Annotated in this window: 14 protein-coding genes and 3 tRNA genes; 14 read left to right on the forward strand and 3 right to left on the reverse strand. The window is 51.4% G+C overall.

The window, feature by feature from the left end; translation table 11 throughout:
- Positions 1-621 precede the first annotated feature (621 nt).
- The 3 genes from Pr1d_RS16585 to Pr1d_RS26740 all read left to right on the forward strand — a co-directional run bounded on the left by Pr1d_RS16585 (position 622) and on the right by Pr1d_RS26740 (position 3,211).
- On the forward strand, positions 622-885 hold the full coding sequence (locus Pr1d_RS16585) for a hypothetical protein (protein ID WP_148074569.1): 264 nt from the start codon (positions 622-624) through the stop codon (positions 883-885).
- 304 nt (positions 886-1,189) lie between these two features.
- A complete protein-coding gene (locus Pr1d_RS16590; protein WP_148074570.1) occupies positions 1,190-2,689 on the forward strand; it encodes a replication initiation factor domain-containing protein in 1,500 nt (499 codons plus the stop codon).
- A 291-nt stretch (positions 2,690-2,980) separates the two neighbouring features.
- Positions 2,981-3,211 (forward strand): helix-turn-helix domain-containing protein, encoded by a 231-nt coding sequence (locus Pr1d_RS26740; RefSeq protein WP_210417744.1) that lies wholly within the window; start codon positions 2,981-2,983, stop codon positions 3,209-3,211.
- On the opposite strand, the gene Pr1d_RS16600 is transcribed toward Pr1d_RS26740, so the two are convergent.
- The 3 genes from Pr1d_RS16600 to Pr1d_RS16610 all read right to left on the reverse strand — a co-directional run bounded on the left by Pr1d_RS16600 (position 3,201) and on the right by Pr1d_RS16610 (position 4,595).
- On the reverse strand, positions 3,201-4,202 hold the full coding sequence (locus tag Pr1d_RS16600; protein WP_148074571.1) for a tyrosine-type recombinase/integrase: 1,002 nt from the start codon (positions 4,200-4,202) through the stop codon (positions 3,201-3,203). The genes Pr1d_RS26740 and Pr1d_RS16600 overlap by 11 nt on opposite strands.
- 153 nt (positions 4,203-4,355) lie before the next feature.
- Positions 4,356-4,428: transfer RNA gene (locus Pr1d_RS16605), tRNA-Ala, on the reverse strand.
- A gap of 93 nt (positions 4,429-4,521) precedes the next feature.
- Positions 4,522-4,595 (reverse strand) — tRNA-Ile (locus Pr1d_RS16610).
- 244 nt (positions 4,596-4,839) lie between these two features.
- Between Pr1d_RS16610 and Pr1d_RS16615 the strand changes: the two genes are divergently transcribed.
- The 11 genes from Pr1d_RS16615 (at position 4,840) to Pr1d_RS16665 (ending at position 16,114) form a co-directional block, all read left to right on the forward strand.
- Positions 4,840-6,732, forward strand: coding sequence for a thioredoxin-like domain-containing protein (locus Pr1d_RS16615; RefSeq protein ID WP_148074572.1), 1,893 nt, complete (start codon positions 4,840-4,842; stop codon positions 6,730-6,732).
- Positions 6,733-7,014: 282 nt separating this feature from the next.
- Positions 7,015-7,266 (forward strand): hypothetical protein, encoded by a 252-nt coding sequence (locus Pr1d_RS16620; RefSeq protein WP_148074573.1) that lies wholly within the window; start codon positions 7,015-7,017, stop codon positions 7,264-7,266.
- Between the two features lie 311 nt (positions 7,267-7,577).
- Positions 7,578-8,396 carry a BON domain-containing protein gene (locus Pr1d_RS16625; protein WP_148074574.1) on the forward strand — a complete coding sequence of 273 codons (819 nt, stop codon included), beginning with the start codon at positions 7,578-7,580 and terminating at the stop codon, positions 8,394-8,396.
- A 301-nt stretch (positions 8,397-8,697) separates the two neighbouring features.
- Positions 8,698-9,285, forward strand: a complete 588-nt coding sequence (locus Pr1d_RS16630) for a hypothetical protein (RefSeq protein WP_148074575.1) — start codon at positions 8,698-8,700, stop codon at positions 9,283-9,285.
- Between the two features lie 114 nt (positions 9,286-9,399).
- Positions 9,400-11,859: a tetratricopeptide repeat protein gene (locus Pr1d_RS16635; RefSeq protein WP_148074576.1), complete on the forward strand. Its 2,460-nt coding sequence runs from the start codon at positions 9,400-9,402 to the stop codon at positions 11,857-11,859.
- 144 nt (positions 11,860-12,003) lie between these two features.
- Positions 12,004-12,693, forward strand: coding sequence for a MotA/TolQ/ExbB proton channel family protein (locus Pr1d_RS16640; RefSeq protein WP_210417745.1), 690 nt, complete (start codon positions 12,004-12,006; stop codon positions 12,691-12,693).
- Between the two features lie 84 nt (positions 12,694-12,777).
- Entirely contained in the window at positions 12,778-13,209 is a 432-nt protein-coding gene (locus tag Pr1d_RS16645) for an ExbD/TolR family protein (RefSeq protein WP_148074578.1), read from the forward strand.
- Between the two features lie 28 nt (positions 13,210-13,237).
- The gene (locus Pr1d_RS16650) at positions 13,238-15,073 is read left to right on the forward strand and encodes a prenyltransferase/squalene oxidase repeat-containing protein (RefSeq protein ID WP_148074579.1); all 1,836 of its coding nucleotides are present in this window, start codon (positions 13,238-13,240) and stop codon (positions 15,071-15,073) included.
- Between the two features lie 227 nt (positions 15,074-15,300).
- On the forward strand, positions 15,301-15,492 hold the full coding sequence (locus tag Pr1d_RS16655; RefSeq protein WP_238476525.1) for a Sec-independent protein translocase subunit TatA/TatB: 192 nt from the start codon (positions 15,301-15,303) through the stop codon (positions 15,490-15,492).
- A 102-nt stretch (positions 15,493-15,594) separates the two neighbouring features.
- Positions 15,595-16,002 carry a Sec-independent protein translocase subunit TatA/TatB gene (locus Pr1d_RS16660; RefSeq protein WP_148074580.1) on the forward strand — a complete coding sequence of 136 codons (408 nt, stop codon included), beginning with the start codon at positions 15,595-15,597 and terminating at the stop codon, positions 16,000-16,002.
- 38 nt (positions 16,003-16,040) lie between these two features.
- Positions 16,041-16,114 (forward strand) — tRNA-Val (locus tag Pr1d_RS16665).
- Positions 16,115-16,145: the final 31 nt, after the last annotated feature.

Consider the following 16,145-nt stretch of genomic DNA (forward strand, 5'->3'; position numbering starts at 1 on the left):
GCGCCGAAAGAAGTCTCAGGAGTAAACTACTTGGCCCAAGCGGGAGGGCCAGTTACAATCCCCGCTACCAACCTAGCGCTAAACTTTTCGACCGCCAGGCGCTCTGATTTTCGACTGCCATTTACACCGTGTTAGGTTCAGTTTCCATCGCACAACCAATACATTGGGGGAAGGTGTCATTTTCCCAGAGAGAAGATTGCTGAGATTACAGTTATGTTGATAGTAAACAACGCTTGGACCATTGCAATGCAGGCGATAATAATTACTCAATGTCACCCGTAGGATTTAGCAGAGGCTGCAGATTAGATAACTAGCAAGTAGTCTGGGAGACTAAGTTTCGAGTGCGGATTATTCTGTGAACAGAGAGAGGCTAGCCCAGCGGCAATGAGCGGCAAATAAATACTCGCCAGTACTCTGGCATCCTATTCCGCAGAAAATAGCAAGGGTGCGAGGGAATATGGGTAGCACAAGAGCTTGCAGAAAGAGCGAGCCGGGCCCCTTGCTAGTTTCTGCGGCTTTGTAGGAAAACCCTCAAAATAGCTAGAAAAATGGCATTGCACATAAATCACATCTTGTGATATTCTATGCATATCGTGATAAAATGGCCTTTGGAGAGTATTCATGCCTGAACCTGAAAAAGTGCGTATGACTGTGACTGTCGACAAGGAGTTGGCTGATAGAGTGGCCGAATTGGCAGTAAGAATGGGTGCCAGCCAGTCAAGAATGGCGTCCATGCTCTTAGAAGCTGGGCTTCAGGATCAGGAATGGATAGTAAAGTTCGTTACCTCCAAAACTGCCAAGGGACTTTTAAAAGCTTTGGGATTTGAACCTAGGACTGATGAAGATGCCATGGCTGAGGAAAGGGAATTACAACTAGGAGAATAATAATGCGAAAGGATTCGCAAACTGCGCGATGGATCGTGCAAATTGGAGATTTGCCGAAAGTGATAGAGTTCATTGGACGTACGAGAAGAAAAGCCTTCTATAAACTTACTCCAAGTAAGAATGGTCTCGGTATTTCATTGAACGTGATAGAAGAAAAGTGTATAGGCGAGCTGGATCTGAACCGGCAACCTAAATAAAACTAATTTGACTCATACCCATTGAGCCAGCGTCTGGACAGATAGAACAGATTAGCAAGCCATGGGCGTTTCCAGCGGTGCCTTGACACCGAGATAGGAATACGCGCATGGCTGATTTTTTAGATGGCTCTAATAAGCAAAGGACTGTTTCGCATCCGCGACTTCCTCGAAGTGCGGCTGCCGAGCACCTTCGAGAAGTCGCGGATGCGGATGTTTCGTTTGATCCTTCTCAGTGGGAGGGGCCCTTAGGTAACACCCCCTCCCACAATCACCAATGCATAACTCAGTCTAATGAAATTGAACAGGATCTAGACAAGCCCCCTGAAGCCGGAGCAACCAAAGCAGCTGCATATCAATGTGCATTCCAACCTCTAGGTGGTGAAGATTGGTTGGGAGTCTCCTTCTATGTTGACTTCACGCGATCAGATGAGTCGAGTGATTCAACCGGATTCGATTCATTGGCCAGAACTTTGGATCAGGCTCAAGCTGCTGCTGTCGATCTAGAACGTGCTAAAGACAATTACATCCAAGTTGGGGCAGCTGACGAAGTGATGCTTGGTAAGCACGCCTTCATCGTTGCACCTAGCGGTGCTCGACTTGGTGGTAAAGGCGGACTAAGGATGCGTTGGCGGCTGCACAGTCAGCATGGCCTGACGGTATTAATAGCCAATATGCCTGAAGTGCATTCTTCTTGCCCTAATGTGAGCATACAAGCGAGTTCTGAACCACTCATGCGATGGGGCTTTTCTAAGGTTTGGGGGCTCATGCAGGACTATATCGCATCGATGGGCGGAGATATCGAGCGAAATCGTTTGTCTCGTGTTGATGCGTGCGTCGATCTTCCAGAAATCGAAGTTGGTAAGTTTTGTGAGATTTGTAATTCAGAATGGTTCATAACTCGTGCTAAGCATGGGCCGAATCCCTATCGCCAAAATGGACATGCTACAGGGTTCACTGTCGGGAAAACCCCCCTGCTCCTCCGCGTTTATGACAAGCTGCGTGAGTGCGGTCGTGAGTCAGTCAAGTTCTGCCTCTTAGTAGATCGCGGGTGGGCAGTTGTCCCTGAATCAGTTACTCGGGTTGAACTCCAGTTGAGTCGCACGACGCTAAAGAAATATGGCGTCGATACTGTGGAAGACTGGATCAATATGCGTGCGACAATTCTAGACAAGGTAATTAGATCTTGGTTTCGACTTACTGACGGCCCAATAGATCGCAGGCACACTGATCGAACAGCGATGCATCCACTCTGGGAAAACGTTTGCAACGCTTTTACTCACTGTTTCGGAGAGTCGGACAACTTGCCTTTGGTCCCTCTGCCAAAGCAGTCGGTAAATATGTCAAAGCAAGTCAAGCAAGTCGTCGGAATACTAGTCGGCATCTTTGCCAGAATTGGAAAACCAATCATTGACAATGAGAAGTTCTTTCGGGAGGCGGATTTTGCAATGCGTGATGTAGTAGCAGATCGTGATCTATGTGCAGAAGTTCGTAGAAAGATGATGAAGCTAGGCGTTCCTGTACCGCCTGTGATGGATGAAGCGTGTGTAGTTGAGAAAGACACTTCCGAAAACCGTGTTCGGGAGCAGAACCTAGGTTTACCTTTTTAGTGTGGAGTTTGTTTATGTGGAGGAGAGTCAATCGGTCGGACTGCTTTATGCAGGTGCTTTTTAATGTTTCCAAGAGGCAAACAACTGTGGAGGTTGAAGTTGATGAGGGGTATGCGAGCTATGGGATGACTCTGAGCATTGATCGGAAACTATCAAACGGGGAACAGTTAGTGTTTTGCAATACGTTGGCTGAGATGCCTCTGCCGAAGTTGCCACAGTCTATTGATACTTTGTGGAAAAGCGAGGCGAAATCAGGAATCGGAAATCGTGATCGAGAAAGGAAGGAATGTGATGCTGACAGTTAGAGAAGTGGCCGAAAGCCTCCGCGTGAGTCCTACGTGTGTCTATCAATTGATCGAGAAAGGAAAAATTGCATGTCATCGAATCGGTCTCGGACGGGGAGCGATCCGAGTATGTGAGAGCGATTTGGCGGGATATGTAGAATCCTGCCGCAAGCCCGGGAACAAAACGGCAATGAGACCGCCACGCCCTCGGGGACGCCTTCGCCACCTCAAACAGTAGCCCTTTGTGCTGCTGCCTGAAGGTAAGCGGGATCATGGGCTAGGTGGGCATAGGTCCGGGCAAGCATGTTCGTATCAGCGTGACCCATCAATTGAGACACCGTGATTGGATCAACCCCGTTTTTAAGTGCGTTGGTTGCCCAAGTGTGTCTAAGGGAATAGAGACTGTACCGAGTTCCGAGCAATCGCTTGAGAGTAAAAAAGCGAGAATTTACTGAACACTTCGTCCAGGGCTTGTTGCGAGTGTTGCGGAAGATTGGCCCGGATTCATTCCTGTCGAGCCAGCGTTTGGTAATTCGGAGTGCTCTTGTATTGAGATAGATAATTCGTGGAAGGCGGCCCCCTTTTGCTTCGTTGGCCGGAAAGACCCATCGAGAATGGTGAAGGTCTACATGTCGGGCTTCAACTCTCAATGTTTCCTGCGGTCTGGCTCCCGTTTCCCAAGTAACAAGCAACAGGTCTCGAAATGAACGGTCCCGTGTATTGCGTAACAAGCGGCGAAACTCATCAAAGGACACTGTTTGGTCTCGTCGCCCTGCAGGTGGCTTTTGGAAGTACTGCAATGGCGATTTGTCGATATACCCCTGCTGCACTGCCCAGGCGAGTGGACGTTGGATGGCTCGGCAAGCATTTCGTTTGTTGCCTGGTGCCCATTGTGGGTTGGAATCGATCCAGCGTTGAAGATGAAACGGCTTGAGCTGCTCGACGGTAAGTCGATTGGATATCGAGTCAACAAACAGCTGTGCTCGTGATCGGTACCACTCGTAGGTGGCATGACTTCGATGGATTTGGCACCACTCAAGGAAAGCATCAATGATGCCCGCAACCGTGTCTCCGGCTTGTCGCAGTTCCGGCGGGCTGCTCATGAGATGGTAATACTGCTCAAACGCGGCGTCCTCGTCGGGACCTAGATTGAACTGGTGGCCGTCGATGGTGACGTACCAGACACCGCGAGCAGGGCGATACCACGGCTTTGGAAACTTTTTCGACATCTTATAAACCTCTCAGCAATGGAAAACAATTCACCAAAGCGAGCTGAAAGGTTCGCGGGCTTCCTGGTAGTTGACGCTACTTAGGAAGCCTTTTTTTATGGCCCTATCTGTGACAGAATCTGTGACAGGCCATTTTGTGTCGACGTAAGTCAGTGGAGCCGAGGGGTTTCGAACCCCTAACCTCCGGCTTGCAAAGCCGGCGCTCTCCCAATTGAGCTACGGCCCCAAATTAAATGGGGAATGCGGATTTCGGAATAAGCATTGTGGAATACCTCTCTGGTATTCCGCAATCCGAATTCCCATATCTGCTATCAACCAGTGGGCGCACCAAGACTCGAACTTGGGACCTCAGCCTTATCAGGGCTGCGCTCTAACCAACTGAGCTATGCGCCCGCTCGGGCACTCAGTCGGGAGAGCACGCTGCCGCTTGCTATTCCCGTCTTGTGCCGAATCTCACATTTTAAAACGCAAATGGATGCTGTCAAACGGCAAAAATGAGGAATCCTTCGATCTACCTCAAGATGGTTCGCTCTGGCCTACAACGTGCTATAGACGCTATAACAAGCTTAGTTTACCGCTTACCTAGACAGACAGACTCTAGGACTCAGCTCATCGGAGCCTAAAAAAGGATTTTGCCATGCTCTCCCCTCATTTTCGACTGATTACAGCGCTGTCTCTCCTGTCGATTGTTCCTACTTCAAAAGCAGAGGCGGCACCTTCGGTGGCTGATGCTCTCAAGCTCACTCCTGTTCAGGCCGGTGTCGATTTCGACACGCCTGCAGCGGACAAAATCGACGAATGCACCATTAAGGCTGAGAAAACCAAAGGATCCACAGCCTGGGTCGTTCGTGGTCCTCAACGCGAGATTTTACGCGAGTTTGGCGATACCAACGGCGACAATGTGGTTGATATCTGGAGCTATTATCGAGACGGGTTGGAAGTCTATCGAGATATTGATTCCAACAACAATGGCAAAGCTGACCAATATCGCTGGTTCCATAGTTCCGGTATCCGCTGGGCATTGGATCAGGATGAAGACAATACAATTGATGGTTGGAAATTGATTTCTCCAGAAGAAGTCTCTGAGGAAGTTGTGAAAGCCCTAGCCGACAATGATTTGGCGAGATTCAAGAGATTGCTCCTGACTACGGAAGATATCAAGAAGCTAGGCCTCGATGCGGCCCGCGCTGAACAGTTGGAAAAACGTATTGAGGCCGCCCCCGACAAGTTCAAGAAGATCGTCTCCACGGCAGATTTGAAACCAGGGTTTGTTTTCAGCGATTTTGGTGGCGTCAAGCCGGGGATGGTGCCAGCAGGATCTCAAGGTGTTAGCAAGGATTTAATGGTCTACGAAAGCGTTTGGGCGATGGTGAAAAACGGAACCGAACATCGACAACTTCAGTTAGGCACACTTATTAGCGTCGGCGGTGCTTGGAAGTTGATCGACGGACCGACGCTGGGAACTGGCCAACAAGTGGCAGGAGGATTCTTTTTCGATCCTGGTGGGCAAGGTATCGGTGAGCGGGCCAGTATCGATAGCGAACTAGCGCCTACAGAGAAATTGCAAGGATTGCTCGCCGATTTGGAAAAGGTTGACGAAAAACTTAACACCGCTTCCCCGGCTGATAAACCGGAGCTCAACAAGCAACGGGCTGGACTACTGCTAGCGATTGCCAATTCTGTTTCGGATTCCAACGAACGAGATCAATGGCTCAAGCAGTTGGCCGATAGCGTGAGTGCGGCTACTCAAGAAGGGAGCTATCCCGGGGGAGTAGCTTATCTCCGTGATCTGGAAAAACAACTAGCCGAAAGCGAAGATACTCAGGACTTGCAGGCCTACTTCGAATTCCACCGGATGGCAGCTGAGTACTACGGGGTCACTCTCACTCAGCCAGATGTTGATATCTCGAAGGCCCAAGAACAGTGGATGAAAGACCTAGAGACCTTTGTGGAAACACACCCTCAATCGGAACATGGTGCCGAAGCGCTTCGAGCGATGGCTATGGGCTATGAAATGTCTGGCCAAACTGAACAGGCCATCAAGTGGTATCGCAAGCTGGCAAGTGATTTTCCCGAAAACATTGCGGCCGATCTAGCCAAAGGGGCTATTACGCGATTGAGCAGCGAAGGGAAAGAAATCTCCCTCAAAGGGACTGATCTCAATGGTGAGCCGGTGGACCTAGAGAAGCTACATGGCAAAGCGGTCGTCATTCAGTACTGGACCACTTCTTCTGAGCATAGTACAGCTGATCACGCTGTGCTGAAAGAACTAGTGCAAAAGTATGGCGGCAAGACGTTAGAGGTTATAAGCGTCTGCCTCGATTTCAATCGTGATGCAGTTATTCAATACCTCCAATCCAATCGCCTACCCTGGAAGCAAATGTATGCCGAGGGGGGGTTTGATGGCCGACTGGCTAGTGAGCTCGGCGTGGTTACGGTACCGTTGACCATCATGGTTGGTCCTGACGGAAAAGTCATCTCAAATAGCATTCAAGTTGCAGAAATCGAATCTGAACTCAAGAAGCTCTAGCACTAATACGCTAAGCCGCAAGCGGCCGCTTGCAGCTTAGCGTTTGCATTTCTTACAAAGCCAGACTTCTTTTGACAATCGACTTGAGAGAAAATCTGCTGTTCCCAGCATAATGCGAAAAACTGTCGATTGGCATACGAATCGCATGTAAGTTCACTCGGCTTCGATATCTCATCGAAACAACTCTCATCATGCTAGCAGACTCTTCTAGGCTATTATCTGATTCTGGCATGCGGGAGTATACGACGCCGGTAATGGACTCCCCGCACGAAAGAATTAACGATGGATCATACTATTGCACTCGAGGTAACTTGGGTTGCTATTCACCTCTTTGGGCTACTAGCGGCCTGGATGGTTCGCAAAGAGAACGCTGGTTCTCGTCAGACGCTGGCGCAGAGTGGGTTTTTTGCCAGCCTACCAATCATTGCCATGATTACCATCCTGGGACAGGTTTATTGTCTTGACCTGTGGCCACTCTCAGCAGGAACCCTAGGGGCCATGATAGTGACGGCAGTCGTTGACTTTGGTCCATGATCACCACCGCGATCGATTGCTGGCAGTACCCAGCGATTTGCCGCTAAACTCTCTCCAGCTTACCTAGGATTCCATTTGCGGATGTTTTTTCCGTCAGAATCGGAAAAAAACTCCCTTTCCGTAGCCTCGCGCGCCGAAACCATATTTCAGATCGACCGTTTCGGTTGGCGTGAAGGCATTCAATATCCTCGCCGCTATTCGATGGTCTAGGTGCACCACGTAGGTGCTACTCAATTGCAGCGTATCGACCGCTCGTGAGCCAAGGGCTAAAAGGGTGGGACATAGCGGCGAATAATTCAGGAGGGGGAACCATGCGGAGTTTCATGTTAGGTTTGGCACTGCTAATTGCAGCTACTGGACCAGCGGTTTCGACGACAACTGCTGCTACCAGTGACGAAAATGCAGCACAGCACATTGCCGACAATCTCAAAGAAAGCGGTAAGCTCAAGGGCTACCGCGTTGGCGTAAAGTACGAAGACGGGGTTGCGTGGCTCAAAGGAACTGTCACCAGCCCACAACAGAAACAAATTGCCGAAGAGATTGCACGCAGTAGCAATGGCGTTCAACACGTGATCAGCAAGATCGAAGTGGAACAGCCTGTCCAAGATTCTGCTACCTCGTCATCCTACGGACAAGCTGAAGCTGCTAGCTTCGGTAGTGCACAGGCTGGTCAGGCACCTCGTCAAGGTGCTCCTAGACAAGCACAGCGAAACAACAACATGCCAGTCCCCTATGCCTACATGGGCCAACAGGGGCAAAACGCGAACGTTCGGGCAGCTTCCTTTAGCCAACAGGCACAGTATTGTCCGGACGGGGCATGCATGCCAGGTGCTGGCGGTGGAATGGGCGGTATGGGAATGGGTGGTGACGGTGGCTACGCTCCTGGCGGCATGGGACCATCGGGAAACTATGACAATCCACAAATGCCTGGTTATGCCTGGCCAAGCTACGCTGCTTCCCCAAACTATGCAGCTCTGACCTATCCGAAGCAGTATTCGGCTTCGGCTTGGCCATACATCGGCCCATTCTATCCTTATCCCCAGGTGCCACTGGGCTGGAGAAAGGTCACTCTGGAATGGGACGACGGCTGGTGGTTCTTGGACTTCAAGGACTGCAAGAACTGCCGGTAGTGCAAGCTTTGAATTGAAAACTCGGTTCCCGACCCTCGCTCAGCATCAAGCTGGGCGAGGGTTTTTTCGTTTCGCGCTGCCAACCAAGCAGGAAGACATGCTAGCACCTGAACGCCCCACTTTTCTTTTTTTTCGCTACAATCAGAAAAGGCCGCAAGTTTTTCCCAGCTTGACTCGATAACAGTATCATCGGCTCAGCTAGGCTGTTGAGTCGCTTTTCGTCCAGTGGAGCGGAGTTGGAAAGGCAGAGCCGCCTAATCCGTTTTCCACACGAATCACTGATTTGATAAAGGCAGATTCGATGTCTCATCCGCGCAAGTTCACTTCTGCGATTCTGGCTTCCGTCATTGCGATTGGATCCCTTTCAACCACTGGTTGCTTCTGGGGTGTAACTACTCTAGGACCGAACTTGATGCCCTTCTCGATCCCTATTCCAGTGACTCCTTATCTTCAGAAGAAGAAAGAGGATGAATTCTGGAATCATGAACGCTATGATCGCGCACCAATTCTTGGTCCGCTAACATCAGGTGCCGATATTGTGGCTCTCGATCCTCCCAGCGATGACGAAGTTATGCGGGCACTAGAAAAGGCACAACCGGTTCAAGGAGGCGTCCCGTTCCTACACGAGCACAATCGAAACGACGTGCGAATCGTAAAGGAAAAGATCGCTGATTATATCGATCCGCCTCGTGTCTATCCCCTCATTGGACCAGCTCAACAGCATCATGCTCATTACAAGTGCACCATCTACTACGAAGATGTTCGTCGCATTGGCTGGCCTTTCCCTCACACATTGCGGGACGAGGATGCTCGTGAAGTCATCTATGTCGACCACAACCACCTTCACATGGTGGGAAATGTCGACAACGCTATCGAGGCAGAGCTTTAGTCGCCGCGACTGTTAAAGTCGCATGAATCGAGTAAACTCAAACAAGGCTTGCCGTCACTCCACGAATGGGGCCGGCAAGCCTCTTTTTTTGGAGGGGCTCCAACGCATTCCGCTATGAAGCCAAGGCTTCCTCTACAAATTCTGGCTATCCTTTTTGCTATTTGTTCGCCGGCGCACGCAGCACCGCCGCTCGATCAAGCTATAGTACGTGAAGCTGCCAAGTGCTATCGAGAGGGACAATGGCTAGCTGCTTTAGAGCAATTCAAGGTTATTGCCGCACGAGCTAGCGATCTAGAGTCCACCGCGAAAGCAAATTTCTATTTGGGTGAGTGCTCAATGCAACTCGGCCAACACGACGCCGCCAAACAGGCCTACCTGCGGGTACTCGCCGCAGGAGACGGCGCTGAGTATCGCTCCCGTTCTGCATTTCGAATCGGCGAGATTGCTCGCATGACAGGACAGACTGCAGAGGCCGAGCTTGCACTCAGGCAGTTTCTCTGTGAGAATCCCCATGATCCGTTGTCTCCTGCTGCCAACTCACTGCTTGGCGATATTGCAGCAGAGGAGGGATACTCTGCCAAGGCGATCGCTCTCTATCAAACCGCGATCAACGAGGAAACCGATAGTGGTTCAGTTGTTCAATCCCGACTCGGAATGGCAAGAGTACTCTTGGCGAGTGGCCAGCCAAACCAGGTTCCTGTCACGCTAGGTTCCCTAACGCAAAGTGAAGATTCCAACATCAAACTTGAGGCACTACTTCTACGTGGCCGAGCTGAGTATGACGCTCATCAATACGAGCGTTCACTCAAGACCTTTCGCCTCGCCTCTAGGCTTCCAGTGGCTAATTCACTAGTGAATCGTGCACGACTTGCGGCAGGCTGGTCACTCTGGAAACTCGCCCGGAATGAAGAAATCGCTGAAGAGATAGGTCAGATTCCTTTAGATGCGTTGCTCGCCACTGAGTATCATTATCTACTCGGGATGATGGCATACAGCAAAAAGGATTGGACCACTGCCATTGGCGAATTCACGCAAGCTGTTGCTGAGCCAACCTCCTCCTTCCACGATGCAGCATTGTACTATCTCGGTGAAAGCTGTCTGCAGAGCGAGCAATTTCATCAGGCAAAACAATGGGACGCGATATTGATCGACAACCACGGCGACAGCCAATGGGCCGATGACGCTGTGTGGACTCTCATTCAGATCGCTCGAAAGTCCGGAGACCGAGAGGAATTTGAGCAGGCTTCGGCGTTGCTTCGCTCACGGTATCCTCGAAGTGAATACTTGCCACTGTTGGCCGCAAATCCTTGGATCGAAAACTCCAATGATAATTTGCCAGCCGCTGGGACTTCGGGTACGGCAACCTTCGAGGAAGCAGTGGCCTTCGAGCGAGAAGGACACTTCGATGCCGCACTTGCAGCTTACAGCGACTTGATCTCTGCAGAGGGGGAGACGACCTTACGTCCCGAAGCCCTGTGGAGAATCGCACGACTCCACGAACGCCTGAAGCAAAGGAGCGAGTCGGCAAGTGTCTACAAACGACTACTCGCTGATTTCCCTTCGTTTGATCGGTCGGCAGAGGCCCTGATAAATTTGGCCCGGCTTAAAGCAGACCTAGGCGAGCAGGCAATTGCAGAGAATCTGCACAAAGAATTGCTAGAAAAGTTTCCCCAAAGCCCCCAGGCAGATGAGGCCGCCTATTGGCTAGCACTGGCAGCGGCCGATGTTAAGGATAGCGAAACAGCACACACCTACATCGAACTGATACTCGAATCCTGGAATCAACAAGAAGAGGCAACTGGTGATCGGCACAATTTGATTCGAGGGCAGGCCCTTTGTCTGAAGTGTCAACTCGATGCGGAAGATGGTCGATGGCCAGAGATCAGAAAACTACTGAACAGCCACGATTGGAAGTCTGAAACAGGACCAATATCCTCAAGATTGTCTTACTGGGAAGCAGAGTCTGATTTTCGTCTGGGTGAATACATTGCAGCACGTAAAAAGTATGAAAACATCCAATTGCTAACAGTAGGACTGGCAGAGCCTTGGATACCGATGGTTCCACTGAGGCTGGCTCAGCTGGCATCAAGACAGCAACAATGGAAACAAGTTTTGGAGCTAGTGAAAGACATCGATGTCTCATATCCCGAGTTTGAACTGGCTTACGAGGCGGATTATCTCCGTGGCCGTGCTCTAGCAGGGCTCGGGCAAATGTCCAAAGCCAGAGGAGCATACCAAGAAGTATTACAAAATGAATTGACAAGCGGCCTAGAGACGGCTGCCATGGCTCAGTGGATGATCGGTGAAACCTATTTCCACCAGTGCGACTACGAAAACGCCCATGATGCCTATAAGCAGGTGATGCTCAAACACAGATTCCCAGAGTGGCAAGCGCGTGCTGCCTTGCAGGCAGGAAAATGCGCTGAACTGAAAGGACGTTGGCAGGAGGCAATCCAGCTCTATAGGCAAGCTTTGGAGAGTTGGCAAGATTCCGAAGTTGCAGATCAATTGTCCGGAAGGCTTGAGTGGTCCCAGCGACAAGCCACCCTCGAGCCATCGACTTTGCTGAATTAATCTGAACCAAGCGTGAGTTCATTAGCGATGAAAACCACAAACTTAAAAGTAAGCAAGATAGCGAACGCAACAGCCTTGGCAGTTGCCATACTTTTTGGTTGCACAGTTTGCCACGCTCAGGAGGCACCCTCCGGAGCAGTGCAAATGGCCGAGCGATCGAAAAGCTTGTGGGATATGGTTTCCGCGGGTGGACCGATGGTCTATCCCATTTTACTCTGTTCATTTGTGCTGCTCTTGGTCGTCTTTGAACGCACCTTAAGTCTCCGTCGGCGTCGAGTCGTGCCTCGCCTGTTTGTCGAGCGATTTCTGTTACAAATCGGTGAAGGAGGGTTGGAGAAATCTGAAGCTCTCGACCGCTGTGATTCCAACGAGAGTTCCATCGCCAGAGTCTTCACTGCTGCAGTGCGCAAATGGGGCAAACCGGCAGTTGAAGTCGAGCAAGCAGTACTTGACGAGGGAGAACGTGTTGCGAATGAATTGCATCGCTATTTGCGAGTCATCAACGGAGTATCGACCGTTTGCCCGCTTTTGGGACTACTAGGTACGGTATCAGGGATGATGCAGTCGTTCGACGTCATTGCCAACAGTTCGGCTATGGGCCGCACCGAATTACTCGCAGGGGGCATCGGCAGCGCATTGCTCTCAACCGCTGCTGGCCTATCGGTCGCAATTCCAGCCTTGATTTTTTATCTCTATTTCGTCGGTCGCGTCGATACGCTTGTCATGGAAGTCGATCGACGCGGACAAGAGATCGTTCACTTGATCTCGGCCGAGGGACTCGAAGATCGCCGTAATCGTCCTCGTGGCAACTCGAAACAAAAGAAGGCAGCATAGAGCATCGTTTGAAATAAACTATCTCTATGAACGCCCCGGGATGCCATCCCGGGGCGTTCATAGGTTAAATCAAGGTGAGCAACCGTGCCCCTCAAGACACAGCAAGCTGAAGTTCCCCAATTGAATCTCACGCCGATGATCGACGTAGTGTTCTTGCTGATAATCTTTTTCATGGTGGCAACCAAGTTTGCTGAAGTAGAACGTGACATCGATATCGAGCTCCCAGAAGTTGCTGCCGCTGCTCCCCTCACCGCGGCTCCCAAGCAACGAGTTGTGAGCGTTCAAGCCGACGGCCAGCTCTTATTGGATAGCGAAGAAACGACTCTCACACGCTTAACCGATTCTCTCAAAGTAGCGCAACAGGAGTACCCCCAGCTCAGCGTGGTGATCCGCGGAGATGCCTCGTGTGCGTTTCAGCACGTCGCCGCCGCCTTGGCGGCATGCAAAGACGCAAATATTTCGGAGTTGGGCATCACAGTCAAACTCGCTCAGGCAGTAGCAATCACAACTCGCTAGTCGGTCTTTCAAGCGCGGCGAAGAATCTATGCAATACCCCGACCTACCACCGCTCGCCTATTGGGGACTCACTTCCTCGACCTGGGTGGCGATGTGGGGAGTGTTGGGAACGATCACAATATTGCTCATTGTGCTATTGAGCACTCGATGGGCAAATAAGCGAACTTGGCAAAAATGTGCGATCCTTTCGCTTTGGGTCCACGTGATCTTTGCTTTCTTGTCTGTTACCGTGCGAATCATTACGGGGGCCCCTGAAACGGGTGTCGATGTGCCCATTCGAGTTGCTGTATTGCCTGCCGAGGCACCTATTGTCGAATCGAAGCCAGAGGAAGAAATTCAACCGGATTGGGAACACTTGGCTGCCCCGCCACTTGTAGCACCAGCAGCTGATCCTCTTCCTGATCCCATTGAGGAGACAAACTCCTCAACGCCAGACTCTGTAGCTATGGAAAGTCTTGCCAAGGTTACCACGAAAAAGGAACCCTCCCCCCCTGCCCCACTCCTGAAAGCCCCCGCTCTTCTGCCGGCACCAGCCATCTCGCCGGCAAGCGACCTTGCAAAAACCGAACCCGCGAGCAAAGACGAAGACCCATCACCAGCCGAGTCCGCTCCGGAAACGAGCGAAACATCACAAAAACCTCCAGTGGAATCCATTGCGAGCGAATCTGAGATGGAACACCTCGACGAGACTTCAGACGTTGTCCCCGTGACCACGCCAACCACTCCTAATCAGCCTGCAGTTCCTGAGAAATATGCCGACCGCTTTGCCATGGATCTAACTAAATTGGCTTCTCAACGTGGTGGCAGCGAACAGACCGAGAAGGCAGTGCGGGCAGCGCTTGGCTGGCTGGCAGAAGCGCAATCAGATCACGGCGGTTGGGACGCCTCGCGGTTTGGCTCCGGGCAGGAACGTATAGTACTCGGCCACAACCGAGGTGGTGCTGGTGCCAGTGCCGACACAGGAATCACTGGACTCGCTCTGTTGGCATTTCTGGGCAATGGCCATTCCCACCAACATGGCTCCTATCGAATTGAAGTCGCTCGCGGCTTGGAGTATTTGCGCCAACGACAGCGTGCTGATGGCTCACTCTACGGTGAAGCCCAACTCTTTGCTCGAACCTACTGCCATTCGATGGCAACACTAGCGGTTTGCGAAGCCTTTGCCATGACTCACGATTCTCGACTTGAGCCTCTGGCTCGGTCAGCAACTGCTTACTCGCTCGCCATGCAACATCCGACCGATGGAGGTTGGCGCTATCGTCGCGGTGATACAGGAGACACTAGCCAACTCGGATGGCAACTCATGGCACTCAAGAGTGCTGAATTGGCAGGCATCGAAGTACCGAATGTCACTTGGACACGCATTGAAAGATTCTTGCGGCGGGTAAGACGTGGAAATGCAGGTGGCCTAGCGTCCTACCGCCCCGATAGCCCTGCCAGCCGCACGATGACCGCCGAGGCGTGGTTCTGCCACCAACTGCTGCAAGCCGACCGCAACTCAGCGCTCAACCCAGATTCCATCCACGAAGCAATGGAATCGCTCTCGACAGAGCTACCCTCCCCGAGCAATCGTAACCTCTATTACTGGTACTATGCCACGCTAGCTTTGCAACAGAATCAAGACCATTCTCCCTCTTCCGCAAAGTGTTGGGAGTCGTGGAATCATGCATTGACCACAGCGTTGTTGACCACTCAGGAAAACGACGGTAGCTGGAATGCCGACACGGTGTGGGGAGGGTACGGCGGTCGGGTCTATACGACGGCACTTTCCGCCCTCTGCTTGGAAGTCTACTACCGCTACAAACCCACTGTCGAGACTGGCGAAATTGCGGGTCGTGAGGGTTGGCAATCTCTCCAGCGATAAGTCCTTCCCCGTGGGGCAGCCATCCTGGCTGTCAAACACCTAGGAACAGGCGGATTTACACCTCTTGCGAACCGGAACCGGTTTGACTTACCACTACCTGCCAGTAGAATCTACTGTAGTGACTTCTAGCTCACAGCCGAGTGTAACGACCTAAGGTCAGCTGACCTGATTATGTTGAGCGAACGTTTCGCATTGACTAGCTTACTCTCGGCAGGCAAACGGCAAAGGTGGCAACTGCTACAATGTTTACTCCAGGTATTTGGCAAGCGCTGATTGTGGCAATGATCGTCCTGCTACTGTTCGGCACAAGGCTTCCATCAGTGATGCGGTCGCTAGGCGAGGGCATCACCGAATTCAAAAAGGGAATGAAGGGCACCGAATCGGATCCGAACAGTCGTATTGAGGACCAGAGCGAATAGTTTCTGCGCGATTCACTTTACCGATATCCCTGCCAGCTAGTTTCGAGAAAGCCCCTTGGTTTCGAGAGAGCCCTGTAGTTTCTAGAGAAATAGTCACTCACGATGTGCCACGCGTCCCTTCTGTTTGGATTCATCAGCCCCAGCCCCGGCGAAATGATGCTGATCGTCCTGGTGGCCTTGCTGCTGTACGGAGGTGATTTACCCAAGGTCGCGCGTTCGTGGGGAAAATACTTGTCTGAATTTCGCAAAGGACTTTCAGGAATACAGAACGAATTCAATCACGCCATTTACGACGACGAACCTCGCCGCATCAGCTATCACGAATCCGAATACAACAATCCCCAATACGACAGCCCCACCTATAGCGAGCCCGACTACAGTGGCCGCGAATCCGTCGTCAACAGCACTCTCGACAATGTCACAACCTCTGATGATTCAGGCTCTGACGATTCCACATCAGAGCAGGCTACACCTTCAGAAACCCCAGTCGATCGCCCCGAGTGCACCTAGTCACTCTTCTCAAGGCAGGCTAAAATCCAATTTCACCCGGGCGGCTAGCTCAGTTGGTTAGAGCGCTACGTTCACACCGTAGAGGTCACAAGTTCGAATCTTGTGTCGCCCACTGTTGTGTGGCAACGACTTACGTCGATTGC

Origin of the sequence: Bythopirellula goksoeyrii, from assembly GCF_008065115.1 — a bacterium.
GTDB lineage: Bacteria > Planctomycetota > Planctomycetia > Pirellulales > Lacipirellulaceae > Bythopirellula > Bythopirellula goksoeyrii.